The sequence below is a fragment of the Streptomyces sp. NPDC033178 genome (genome assembly GCF_055577685.1).
Map to the genome: position 1 here is coordinate 17,244 of NZ_JBVIPT010000042.1, position 12,175 is coordinate 29,418.

12 protein-coding genes are annotated in these 12,175 nt (G+C 72.0%); 10 read left to right on the forward strand and 2 right to left on the reverse strand.

From position 1 onward, the window contains the following. Positions 1 to 36: 36 nt before the first annotated feature. The gene (locus ACZ5VQ_RS48790; RefSeq protein WP_469110678.1) at positions 37 to 1,125 is read right to left on the reverse strand and encodes a LacI family DNA-binding transcriptional regulator; all 1,089 of its coding nucleotides are present in this window, start codon (positions 1,123 to 1,125) and stop codon (positions 37 to 39) included. A 342-nt stretch (positions 1,126 to 1,467) separates the two neighbouring features. Between ACZ5VQ_RS48790 and ACZ5VQ_RS48795 the strand changes: the two genes are divergently transcribed. Then, a complete protein-coding gene (locus ACZ5VQ_RS48795) occupies positions 1,468 to 3,237 on the forward strand; it encodes a hypothetical protein (RefSeq protein ID WP_469110670.1) in 1,770 nt (589 codons plus the stop codon). A 133-nt stretch (positions 3,238 to 3,370) separates the two neighbouring features. Here the strand turns inward: ACZ5VQ_RS48795 and ACZ5VQ_RS48800 are convergent, their stop codons facing one another. Continuing rightward, positions 3,371 to 3,826 carry a DUF6299 family protein gene (locus tag ACZ5VQ_RS48800; protein WP_469110671.1) on the reverse strand — a complete coding sequence of 152 codons (456 nt, stop codon included), beginning with the start codon at positions 3,824 to 3,826 and terminating at the stop codon, positions 3,371 to 3,373. Between the two features lie 235 nt (positions 3,827 to 4,061). Between ACZ5VQ_RS48800 and ACZ5VQ_RS48805 the strand changes: the two genes are divergently transcribed. The 9 genes from ACZ5VQ_RS48805 (at position 4,062) to ACZ5VQ_RS48845 (ending at position 12,048) form a co-directional block, all read left to right on the forward strand. Then, positions 4,062 to 4,274, forward strand: coding sequence for a DUF5999 family protein (locus tag ACZ5VQ_RS48805; protein ID WP_362085654.1), 213 nt, complete (start codon positions 4,062 to 4,064; stop codon positions 4,272 to 4,274). A 133-nt stretch (positions 4,275 to 4,407) separates the two neighbouring features. Further along, a complete protein-coding gene (locus tag ACZ5VQ_RS48810; RefSeq protein ID WP_469110679.1) occupies positions 4,408 to 5,649 on the forward strand; it encodes an AMP-binding protein in 1,242 nt (413 codons plus the stop codon). Between the two features lie 15 nt (positions 5,650 to 5,664). Continuing rightward, complete coding sequence (locus ACZ5VQ_RS48815) at positions 5,665 to 6,507, forward strand: PaaX family transcriptional regulator (protein ID WP_469110672.1); 843 nt, start codon at positions 5,665 to 5,667, stop codon at positions 6,505 to 6,507. Between the two features lie 83 nt (positions 6,508 to 6,590). Then, on the forward strand, positions 6,591 to 7,484 hold the full coding sequence (locus ACZ5VQ_RS48820) for a sulfotransferase family protein (protein ID WP_469110673.1): 894 nt from the start codon (positions 6,591 to 6,593) through the stop codon (positions 7,482 to 7,484). Beyond that, complete coding sequence (locus ACZ5VQ_RS48825; protein ID WP_469110674.1) at positions 7,481 to 7,912, forward strand: hypothetical protein; 432 nt, start codon at positions 7,481 to 7,483, stop codon at positions 7,910 to 7,912. Before ACZ5VQ_RS48820 ends, ACZ5VQ_RS48825 begins: the two co-directional genes overlap by 4 nt. Further along, positions 7,909 to 9,183 carry a glycosyltransferase family 4 protein gene (locus tag ACZ5VQ_RS48830; RefSeq protein ID WP_469110675.1) on the forward strand — a complete coding sequence of 425 codons (1,275 nt, stop codon included), beginning with the start codon at positions 7,909 to 7,911 and terminating at the stop codon, positions 9,181 to 9,183. The genes ACZ5VQ_RS48825 and ACZ5VQ_RS48830 overlap by 4 nt, the downstream gene beginning before the upstream one ends. Further along, entirely contained in the window at positions 9,180 to 9,752 is a 573-nt protein-coding gene (cysC, locus tag ACZ5VQ_RS48835) for an adenylyl-sulfate kinase (protein WP_469110676.1), read from the forward strand. The genes ACZ5VQ_RS48830 and cysC overlap by 4 nt, the downstream gene beginning before the upstream one ends. 98 nt (positions 9,753 to 9,850) lie before the next feature. After that, the gene (cysD, locus tag ACZ5VQ_RS48840) at positions 9,851 to 10,729 is read left to right on the forward strand and encodes a sulfate adenylyltransferase subunit CysD (RefSeq protein ID WP_469110680.1); all 879 of its coding nucleotides are present in this window, start codon (positions 9,851 to 9,853) and stop codon (positions 10,727 to 10,729) included. A gap of 89 nt (positions 10,730 to 10,818) precedes the next feature. Then, entirely contained in the window at positions 10,819 to 12,048 is a 1,230-nt protein-coding gene (locus tag ACZ5VQ_RS48845; RefSeq protein WP_469110681.1) for a sulfate adenylyltransferase subunit 1, read from the forward strand. The last annotated feature ends 127 nt before the right edge of the window (positions 12,049 to 12,175 follow it).

Here is a 12,175-nt window from a genome sequence, read left to right on the forward strand (position 1 = left end):
CGAACAATCCGGAACGCCGGGCGACTTTGGACGGGGTCAGACCACCGGCGCGGCCGTGGACTCCCTGATCACGAGACCCGGCAGCAGTTCCACGTGCCGGGTGGCCCCGGGCCGCAGCCCGCCGCCCGCCGTGTCGAGCCGTCGCAGCAGCAGTTCGACCCCGGTCCGGCCGAGCTCCGTCTTGGGCGGGGCGACGGCCGTCAGCGGGACCGGACCCATGTCGGCGACCACGTCGTTGTAGGCGACCACCGAACAGCGTCCCGGCACGTCGATTCCCGCCGCCAGCAGGCGTTGCACCAGCATCAGCGCGTCCATGTCGCTGTGGATCAGCACCGCCGTCGCGCCGCTCTCCCCGACCGCCTCGACCAGGTCGGCCGCCCGTGGATCGGCGGCGCGCGGGTCGGGACCCGCGGTGCTCGAACTGAGAATCGTGGGGCAGCCCTCCGCGAGCCCCCGGGCGGCGGTCTGCTCGGCGAACTCGGCGCGGATGACCCGCGCGGTGGGGCTGTCGTCGCGCGCCGCCAGCACGATCCGCCGGTGCCCGAGGCCGACCAGGTGCCCGAGCGCCAGATGCACGCCGTACGCGTGGTCCGTACGCACGGAGTCCAGCGAGTAGATCCCGCCGGCCCGGGCGGGGCGCCGCTCCACCAGCACCGCGGGGACGTCCAGGGCGGCCAGCCACGAGTGGTCCGCCTCCGCCTCCGCACGTGTGCGCCAGTGCGGCGACAGCAACAGGCCGCGCGCGCCCGCGTCCACCGCCTGGCGCACGGCCTCGCGCTCCGAACCGCCGTCACCTGCGGTGATGTGCAGCGCCAGCCGCAGACCGGCCTTCGCCGCGGCCTCCCGCGCGCCCTGCACGGCCTCGGTGAGATAGGTGTTGCTCTCCGGTACGACCATGGCGACCGCGTCGCCGCCGACAGGGGCCTCCTCGGGCACCGGCCGCAGTGAACGCGCCACCCCGTGCCCGCGGCGCACCTCCCCGCGCCGGGCCAGGTCCTCGACGTCCCGGCGCACCGTCACCACGGAGACACCGAGTTCGTCGGCGAGATCGGTGATGCGCGCGACACCCCGGTCCCGCACCGTCTCCGCGATCCGGTCCTGCCGCGTCCGCGCCGACTCCCGCATGTCCCCACCGCTCCCGCCCACGTCGGCCGCGCCGCCCGGCCACCACCGCACGGCGGCTCGCACGATCGAGTTTCGCGCGACGGCCCCCATCGTAGCGATCAATCGATCAAAGTGACGGCCGGCTCCGAGGTTCGTTGGACCGGTCACTGGACCGGGCGGGCGGTTTCCGGCGTGCGGCAGAAGGGCCGCGCGGGGGCACGGGATGTGGCCTGGTAGGGCTGTTCCTTCGCCCCTCCGCGGACATCGAAGAATGAACGTCAAATGAACGTCGACGGAGGGAATCGCATCTACCTCCCCAGCAGTCCCTCCCGCCCCGCCCGCTCTGCCCCAGGAACAGCCTTCATGCGCGTACAGCCGTTCTCCGTGGTCGCCACCGCACCCTCCGGACCCGACGGCGTCCTCGACGTTCCCCGGAAGCCCGCGTACCGGCCGCTCCGGCTGTGGGCGGGCCGCGTCCCGGTGGTCGCGGTCCTCGCCGTCCTTCCGCTGTACGGGGTGTGGGCGACGCTTCTCGCGACGGGCGGCGGCGACCTCGCGGCCCAGTACGCGTGGGCGGGGTTCTTCGCCCGGAACCCGGACTCGGCGTACGGACTGTTCTGGTACGGCGGTACGCACACCGCCAACTACAGCGTGCTGTCCCCTCCGTTGATGGCGATGCTGGGCGTACGGACCGCCTCCGTCCTGGCCGGGGTGGCCGCCACCTGGCTGCTCGGCTCGCTGCTGGAGCGGACCGTCGCCAGGGTGCCGCTGTGGCCGGCGCTGCTCGGCGCTCTCGGGCTGTGGGCCAACGTCGCCTCGGGGCGCACCACGTTCGCCCTCGGGCTGGCCTTCGGGCTCGCGGGACTGCTGGCCGTGGCGGGCCGTCCGGAGCGGCGGGACCGGCTGACCGCGGGCGCCCTGGGAGCGCTGCTGGCCACCCTGGCCAGTCCGGTGGCCGGGCTCTTCCTGCTGGTGGCCGGCGCCGGGTATCTGCTCGACCGGCGGTACGCCAAGTGCCTCGCCCTCTGCGTGCCGCCCGTCGTCGTCTGCGCGTCGACGGCACTTCTGTTTCCCTTCCAGGGCGAGCAGCCCATGCCCGCGGTCCGCGTGCTGCTGCCCCTGCTGCTGGCCGGCGCCGTGTTGTGGGCGGCTCCCCGCGCGTGGCGGGTGCTGCGTGGTGGGGCGGCGGTGTACGCCGTCGGAGTCGTACTGACCTGTCTGGTCCCCTCGCCGATCGGCACCAACGTGGAACGGCTCGCGGCACTCTTCGCCCCGGCGGTGCTGCTCCTGTGCCTGCGGGTCGCGGCCGGGTCCGGTGACGCCTTGTCCGCCCTGCGGACGACCTTCGTGCGGCGGGCCTCCGCACTGGGGGCCTCCTGGTGGCGGACCTCTCCACGCTGGGCCGCCCCGGTCGCACTCGCGCTCGCCGCGTCGGTCGCCTGGACCACCACGACGACCGCCAACGACCTGCGGGTCACCACGTCGGTGCCGGCCTGGGCCACGCACACCGGCGGGGTACTCGACGAGCTCGACCGGCTCGACGCGGATCGCGACCGGGTCGAGGTGGTGCCCGCCCGCAACCACCGCGAGGCCACCCTCTTCGCGCCGCACGCGCAGCTGATGCGGGGCTGGAACCGGCAGTTGGACGTCGAGCGGGGACGGCTGTTCTACGAGGGCGCGCTCGACGCCCCGCGCTACCACGCCTGGCTGCGCCACTGGGCCGTGGGATACGTCGTCGTGCCCGACGGGACGCCCGACGGCCCCGCCGAGCACGAGGCCGCGCTCGTCACCTCCGGGCAGGACTGGCTGGAGCCCGTGTGGCACGACGCGTACTGGAGGATCTACCGCGTCCGGGACGCGGAGCCGCTCGTCTCGGCGCCGGCGCGGGTGGTGCGCGCCGGCGAGGCGGCCGTTGTGCTGAGGGTGCCGGGGCCCGGGGCCGTGACGGTCCGGGTCCGGTACTCGCCGTGGCTGCGGGCCGCCGGGGCCTGCGTACGGCCGGACGGCCCCTGGACACGGCTGACCGTGCGGCGGGCGGGGCTGTACCGGCTGGACTCCAGCTATGTGAACGGGCCCGCGGACGAGAACGGTTGCCTGCCGGCCGAGGACAGCTCCCGGGAGGGATCGCAGTGACCCGACTGGGATGACCGTGGCCCGACACGGGCAGCAGCGGCACGGGCGGCGGCCGGTGAAGCCGAACCGGGCCCGCCCGCCGGTCTCCTGGGACTCGGTGGGCGGGCCCGGCCCGGTACGTGCTCGTCGGCGGTCAGTCGACGAGCGTGATCTCCTGCTGTTGCCTCGCGTGGAAGTACGGCAGTGGAAGCCCGCCGCCTGACCGCAGTTCCATCACCGTGGCCTCGACGCGGGCCGCGCCCGGCTTGAACCGTCCCGGCTCGGTGCGGTCGGTGTTCGTCCAGCGGTGCTCGGCGCCGTCGCAGACCGCGCTGGTGCCCCCGACCCCCTTCCGTGCCTTGCCCTCGCCCTGGCCCAGCGAGGAGCTCACGAAGACCGGTCCGGTGCTGCCCGTGCAGCGGTAGGTGCCGGAGAGGGTGACCCTGCCGTCCGCGGCGACACGGCCCGTCGGGTCGACGGTCACCGTCTCGAACGGCCCGGACTGTCGGGAGAGTTCGAGCGAGGGGGCGGCCGCATGCGCGGACGACGGGGTGGCGAGCAGCAGCAGCGCGGCACCGGCGGTTGTCGCCATGACCTGGCGCAATGGCATTGGAGTACCTCCTGGAGTGGGGGGTCTCCACAGGTACCGGCCCGGTGTGCTCGCGCGCGTGATCATCACCCCATTGGTGGCGAGTCCGCACCATCCGTCCTGGGCACGTCCGAGTGTTGTCCGCGTGTTGTCACGCTTCCCTTCCCACTGTTCCGATGAGTTCGCGGCAGGAGGATGGTCTATCCGTAAGAGGCGACGACAACGCCGCCGAACCCTTCGCACGTGGAGGTACGCCATGTGTTCCCACCGGTCTTCGTGCCCGTCCGCCGACCGCTCCGAGCGCTCCCACCGCGACGAGGCGCACATCGTCTCCGCGCACCCCGAGCAGGGCTGGTACCTGCTGTGCGACGGCGCGATCGTCTTCGACGACACCGGCGCACTGCTTCCCGACGGCCGTGTCGTCGCCCCGCACCGGGTGCCGGCCGAGCAGCTGACCATCGCGGCCTGACGCTCCCCCGGATCCTGCCCGGCACAGGCCGGGCCGCAGGGCGGCAAGGACGGACTATCGCGGCCCATTGACTGCCGTCATGAAGACGATACGCTCCTGGTGCGACCCCATCATGACAAGGGGGCGGACCGCCATGGAGCCCAGGAACCCACGGGACGTCGACACCTTCCCGCGCGACAGTCTGCCGCCGCCGGACCAGTGGCCCGAGCTCCGCTTCGACCTCCCGGAACTGCGTTGTCCCGAGCGCCTCAACTGCGCCGCGGAGCTCCTCGCCCACACCGCCCAGGACCGCCCGGTCTTCCGTACCGCCTCCGGTGACACCTGGAAGTCCCCCGACGACCTGCTGAACCGCGACGCCCTCGACGAGCCGTACCCCGCCGCGGGCACCGCGGCCGACGACGTGGCGCTGATCGCGTTCACCCCGGGCACGACCGGCCGCCCCAAGGGCTGTATGCACTTCCACCGTGATGTGTTGGCGACTGCGGACACCTTCTCGAAGCATGTGTTGAAGCCCCATGCCGACGACGTCTTCGCGGGCAGTCCCCCGCTGGGCTTCACCTTCGGGCTCGGCGGTCTGGTGATCTTCCCGATGCGGGCCGGTGCGAGCGCGCTGCTGCTCGAACAGGCGGGTCCCAGGCAGCTGTTGCCCGCGATCGCCGAGCACCGGGTGTTGGTCCTGTTCACCGCGCCGAACGCGTACGGCGCGATGCTGGACGGGCTGAGCGCGTACGACGTCACGTCCCTGCGGCGCTGTGTCTCCGCGGGCGAGAACCTTCCGGCCGCCACCTGGCAGGCCTGGCACGACCGCACGGGCCTGCGGATCATCAACGGCATCGGGGCCACCGAGCTGCTGCACATCTCCATCTCCGCGGCCGACGAGCACATCCGCCCGGGCACCACCGGCGTCCCGGTGCCGGGGTGGCACGCGCGCGTGGTCGACGATTCCGGTGAACCCGTGCCCGACGGCGAACCCGGACCGCTCGCCGTCCGCGGCCCGGTCGGCTGCCGCTACCTCGCCGACCCGCGGCAGCGGGAGTACGTACGTGACGGCTGGAACATCACCGGCGACACCTACGTCCGCGACTACGACGGCTACTTCAGCCATGTGGCCCGCGCCGACGACATGATCATTTCCGCCGGGTGCAACGTCGCGGGCCCGGAGGTGGAGGACGCGCTGCCGCGTCACCCGGACGTGATCGAGACGGCCGTCGTGGGACACCCCGACGCGTCGCGCGGCCAGGTCGTGGTGGCGTGCGCGGTCCTGCGGCCCGGGGCCCCGAGGGGCTGCGTGCGGACGTCAACCCGGCACGTGCGGAAGGCGATTCCGTACGAACGGAAAGTGATCCCATGCCCCCCGGAAGGCGATCAAGCGTGATGGTGACGATCTAGAGTGATCAACGTGTCCGAGCAGCACACTCCCCGGTCCCTCATCGTCACCTTCTACGGCGCGTACGGCCGCTTCGCCCCTGGTCCCGTACCCGTGGCCGAACTGATCCGGCTTCTCGCCGCGGTCGGCGTGGACGCGCCCTCCGTGCGCTCGTCGGTGTCGCGGCTCAAACGCCGCGGGCTGCTGGTGCCGGCGCGCACGGCGTCGGGCGCGGCCGGGTACGTACTGTCGCCGGACGCGCGACAGCTCCTCGACGACGGCGACCGCCGGGTCTACGCGGCCTCACCCCCCGAGGACGACGGCTGGGTGCTCGCCGTGTTCTCCGTGCCGGAGTCCGAGCGGCAGAAACGTCACGTACTGCGCTCCCGTCTGTCCGGCCTCGGTTTCGGGACGGCCGCGCCTGGCGTCTGGCTCGCGCCCGCCCGCCTCTACGAGGAGACCCGCCACACGCTGGAACGGCTGCGGCTCGACGCGTACGTGGAACTGTTCCGCGGCGAGCACCTGGGCTTCGCGGCGACGGCAGACGCGGTCGCCCGCTGGTGGGACCTGGCCGCGATCGCCAAGCAGCACGAGGCGTTTCTCGACGCCCACGCGCGCGTGCTGCACGACTGGGAGGCGCGGGACGACACCCCCGAGGAGGAGGCGTACCGCGACTATCTGCTCGCCCTGGACACCTGGCGCCATCTCCCGTACGCCGATCCCGGGCTGTCTCCCGCGCTGCTGCCCGAGGACTGGCCGGGCGCCCGCTCGGCGGCCGTCTTCCGGGCGCTGCACGAGCGGCTGCGGGACGCGGGGGCGGCCTTCGCGGGCGTACCGGGGAACGACCCCAAACCCGAAACCATGTGACACCGGCCACACTATGGACCGCTAAGGCAACGCTCAGGCTCCTCAGTCCCTCTTCTCATAATCCTTACCTAGCGTCGTGACGCATGAGTCTGATGCGCAGTCTGAACCGGGCGCTCTCCGCCACCACCGGCCTCCAGGTGCGTAGGGCCGCCGCCGTCGCACCCCCCGGGCCGAATAAAGCGGCGGCGCAACCCGGGAAGCGGCCCACGCCGGTGTACCGATGTCCCGCGCCCGTGGACCTCGCGACGGACCGGCTGCTGCGGGAGCCGGTCTTCATCATGTCGCCGGTGCGCTCCGGCTCGACCCTGCTGCGGATGCTCCTGAACGCCCACTCACGGTTCCACTCCCCGCACGAGCTGCACATCCGCCGCCTGGAGGTCGACTTCGGCAGCAGGCTGTCGCAGCGCGCGATGAGCGCCCTGGACCTGGAGCGCGGCGATCTGGAGCATCTGCTCTGGGACCGGGTCATGCACCGCGAACTGGTCAGGTCCGGCAAGGACTTCATCGTCGAGAAGACACCCAGCAACGCGTTCGTGTACCGGCGCATCCGGGACTGCTGGCCCGACGCCCGCTTCGTCTTCCTGCTCCGCCACCCGGTGTCCATCGCCCGGTCCTGGCACGAGGGCGACCCCGACAAGCGGACCTCCGACGAGGCCGCCGCCGACGCGCTGCGCTACATGCAGGCCGTCGACAACGCCCGCAAGGGGATCACCGGCGGCCACACCCTGCGCTACGAGGACCTCACAGCCGGCCCCGAGAAGGAGATGCGCCGCCTCTGCACCTTCCTGGACGTGGACTTCGAGCCGTCGATGCTCGACTACGGCAGAAAGGACGACACCCAGGTCGTGAAGGGCCTCGGCGACTGGCGGGACAAGATCCGCACCGGCCGGGTGCAGAGCGGCCGTGCGCTGCCCGCCGAGGACGAGATACCGGAGATCCTGCGACCGATGTGCGAGGCCTGGGGCTACACCTCGTGAAGCCGCACGCCGAGATAGCCGAGGTCTGGCCGCGCGAAGGGCGCGTCAGACTCGTCGGACACATCCACGGGCACCCCGCCGAGGGCGAGTGGCGGCTGCTGCTCACCCGCCGGAGCCACGCCGAACAGCGCCTCGACTATCCCGCGCAGGTGAAGGGCGACCGTTTCGAGAGCGAGCTGCCCGTCGCCGACCTGGCGGCGGCGACCGACACCGCCGAGGCGGAGATCGGGGCCGGGGTCGAGGAGTGGGACATCCATCTCACCGACGGTGAGGTGGAGTTGCGGGCCGGAAGGCGGCTCGACGACATCCACGGCAAGAAAAAGATCATGGTCTTTCCAGAGCAACGGGTACGCGGCATCGGCGTGCGTCCGTACTACACGGTGAAGGACAACCTTTCGCTGGAGTGCCGCACGGGAGCCGCAACATGACGACCCATCAGATCGGAGGGCGGCCGAAGGTCCGCTATCTGCTCCTGCACGCGTACGGACGCGGCGGCACCATCCGCACGGTGATGAACCAGGCCAACTCCCTGGTGCAGGCGGGCTGGCAGGTCGAGCTGGTGAGCGCGCTGCGCCGCCGTGACGACCTCCAGTTCCCGCTCGACCCGCGGGTGAAGGTCACAACGGTCGTCGACCTGCGCGAGGAGGCCCACACCCCGCCCTCGGGCGTGGTCGGGCGCTGGCAGGACTGGCGGCGCGGCCGGCTCACCGAGCAGCCCGCGCGGCACATCCCGTGCGGCGAGTTCGGCTACCGCTACTTCAACCGGTACGTGGAGCAGCGGCTGATCACGTACCTCTCCTCGCTGCGCGACGGGGTGCTGGTGACCACGCGGCCCGCGCTCAACTTCCTGGCAGCGGAGCACGCGACGGGCGGCGTGGTGCGTGTCGCACAGGAGCACATGAACCACGGCACGCACAAGCAGGACGTGCGGCAGCGCATCCGGGAGACCTACGCGCGCTTCGACGCGGTCGCCGTCCTGACGGAACGGGACCGCGAGGAGTACGAGCAACTGCTGCCCGGCACCCGGGTCGTGCGCATCCCCAACGCCGTGCACTCCCTCGACCAGGTGCCCTCCGACCACCGCTCGAAGATCGCGGTGGCGGCGGGCCGGCTCTTCCCGCAGAAGGGCTTCGACCTGCTGATTCCGGCGTGGGCGAAGCTCGTCGAGACGTACCCCGACTGGCAGTTGAGGATCTACGGCAGCGGCGAGAAGAAGGCCGAGCTACGGGAGCTCATCGAGGAGCACCACCTCTACAACCACGTGTTCCTGATGGGCCACACGGACCGGCTCGACGACGAACTCGCCAAGGCCTCCTTCTACGTGCTCAGTTCGCGCTTCGAGGGGCTGCCGATGGTGATGATCGAGGCGATGAGCCACTCGCTCCCGGTGGTGAGCTTCGACTGCCCGACCGGGCCCTCGGACGTGCTCACACACGGAGTCGACGGTCTGCTGGTCGCGCCGGAGGACCCGGACGCGCTCGCCGACGCCATGGCCAAGCTGATGGGCGACCGGGCGCTGCGGGCGGACATGGGCGTCGCCGCCGTACTGACGGCGGCCTCGTACGGACCGGACGCCGTACACCCCCGCTGGGAGGCCCTCTTCCGAGAACTCCACGAGGTTCGCGAACTCCACGACCTCCACGAACTTTCCGATCAACGGCACCGCGTCGCGGGCGCCTCGAAGGGACAGCGCGCATGACCACCACGGCCAGGGGCCGGCAGAAGCCCCCCACCGCTCAGGGAGCCACCGTCTGGCTCACCGGGCTGCCGAGCGCGGGCAAGACGACCGTCGCCCGCTTCCTCGCCGGCCGGCTGCGGTCCGAGGGACACCGCGTGGAGGTCCTCGACGGCGACGAGATCCGCCGCTTCCTCTCCGCCGGCCTCGGCTTCTCCCGCGAGGACCGCAACACCAACGTGCAGCGCATCGGCCTGGTCGCCGAAGTCCTCGCGCGCAACGGGGTGCTGGCGGTGGTGCCGGTCATCGCCCCGTACGCCGACAGCCGCGAGGCGGTGCGCAAACGGCACGAGGCCAGCGGCACGCCGTACATCGAGGTGCATGTCGCCACTCCGGTCGAGGTGTGCAGCGAGCGGGACGTGAAGGGCCTGTACGCGCGGCAGGCGGCCGGTCAGCTGACCGGCCTCACGGGGATCGACGACCCGTACGAGCCGCCGCTGGACCCCGCCCTGTCCCTGGAGACGCAGTCGCAGACGCCCGAGGAGTCGGCGGACGCGGTGCACGCGGTGCTGGCGGCCAGGGGGCTCGTGTGACACCGCGCCCGACGACCGCCGCGGCGCCCGAGCGCGCGCACGCGCTCGCCCAGCACGCGCCTGCGCAGCACGCGTTCCCCCGGCACGCGCTCTCGCATCTGGACGCGCTGGAGTCCGAGGCGGTGCACATCTTCCGCGAGGTGGCGGGCGAGTTCGAGCGGCCGGTGATCCTGTTCTCCGGCGGCAAGGACTCCATCGTCATGCTGCACCTGGCGCTGAAGGCGTTCGCGCCCGCTCCGGTGCCGTTCTCGCTGCTGCATGTGGACACAGGACACAACTTTCCGGAAGTCCTCGACTACCGGGACCATGTGGTGGCCGCACATGGGCTGCGGCTCCATGTGACCTCCGTACAGGACTACATAGACCGCGGTGTGCTGAGGGAACGTCCCGACGGGACGCGTAATCCGCTGCAGACGGTGCCGCTGACGGAGAAGATCCAGGCCGAGCGGTTCGACGCCGTGTTCGGCGGCGGACGCCGGGACGAGGAGAAGGCCCGCGCGAAGGAGCGGGTGTTCTCGCTGCGCGACGAGTTCTCGCAGTGGGACCCGCGCCGCCAGCGGCCGGAACTGTGGAACCTCTACAACGGACGCCACGCCCCCGGCGAGCACGTCCGCGTCTTCCCGCTGTCCAACTGGACCGAGCTGGACGTCTGGCAGTACATCGCCCGCGAGGGCATCGAGCTCCCGGAGATCTACTTCGCGCACGAGCGGGAGGTCTTCCAGCGGGCCGGCATGTGGCTGACCGCGGGCGAGTGGGGCGGCCCGAAGGAGAGCGAGACCGTCGAGACCCGCCTCGTCCGCTACCGGACCGTCGGTGACATGTCCTGTACCGGCGCCGTCGACTCGGACGCGGTGACCCTCGACCAGGTCATCGCCGAGATCGCCGCCTCCCGGCTCACCGAGCGGGGCGCCACCCGCGCCGACGACAAGATGTCCGAGGCCGCGATGGAAGACCGCAAGCGCGAGGGGTACTTCTAGAGATGACCGGCACCATCGTCCCCACGACCGGCGTTCCCGCGACCGGCGTTCCCACAACAACCGTCCCCACGGCCGACGTCACCGCCGCCATGTCCCGCACCACCGTGGACACACTGCGGTTCGCGACCGCCGGGTCCGTCGACGACGGCAAGTCCACTCTCGTCGGCCGGCTGCTGCACGACTCCAAGTCGGTGCTCACCGACCAGCTGGAGGCCGTGGAACGCGTCTCCCAGAGCCGTGGCCAGGACTCGCCGGACCTGGCACTGCTCACCGACGGGCTGCGGGCCGAGCGCGAGCAGGGCATCACCATCGACGTGGCCTACCGCTACTTCGCCACGCCCCGACGCCGGTTCATCCTCGCCGACACCCCCGGCCACGTGCAGTACACCCGCAACATGGTCACCGGCGCCTCCACGGCCGAACTGGCGATCATCCTGGTCGACGCCCGCAACGGCGTCGTCGAGCAGACCCGGCGGCACGCGGCGATCGCCGCGCTGCTGCGCGTTCCGCAGATCGTGCTGGCGGTCAACAAGATGGACCTCGTCGGATACGAGGAGAAGGAGTTCGAGCGGATCGTCGAGGACTTCGCGGGCCACGCCGCCGAACTGGACCTGCCCGGTTTCACCCCGATCCCCGTGTCGGCCCTGGCAGGCGACAACGTGGTGGACCGCTCGACGCGCATGGACTGGTACGAGGGTCCGGCGCTGCTCCGGCATCTGGAGTCCGTCCCGGTCGGCGGCGACCGCTCGGGCGAACCAGCGCGTTTCCCCGTCCAGTACGTGATCCGGCACGCCGAGGTCCGTTACTACGCAGGCCAGTTGGTCTCCGGTTCGCTGCGCGTCGGGGACCGCGTGACGGTCCACCCATCCGGCGAGACGTCCGCGATCACCGGCATCGACGTACTCGGCGAGGACGCGCTGGAGGCGTACGCCCCGCAGTCGCTGACCCTGCGCCTGGCCGACCAGCGCGATGTCTCGCGCGGCGACATGATCACGACCGGGGCGGACGTGCCCTCGCTCACCCGGGACGTCCGGGCCGCCGTCTGCCATCTGGCCGACCGTCCGCTGCGGGTCGGCGACCGGGTCCTGGTCAGGCACACGACCCGTACGGTCAAGGCGATCGTGAAGGATCTGGCCGGGGCCGCCGAGCTGGCCGCCAACGACCTGGGCCGGATCACCCTGCGCACCGCCGAGCCGCTCGCGCTCGACGACTACGCGGACTCGCGCCGCACCGGGGCGTTCATCCTGGTCGACCCGGCGGACGGGGCGACGCTTACGGCGGGAATGGTCGATCTGGGGGAGACCGGCCCACACGCGTGAGCCGAGGAGCAGCGCACGCCCGCCACCTGTCCGGACAGGGCCGTGGGGGGGGGGGGGGGGGGGGGGGGGGGGGGGGGGGAGGAGGGGGGGGGGGGGGTGGGGGGGGGGGGGGGGGGGGGGGAGGGGA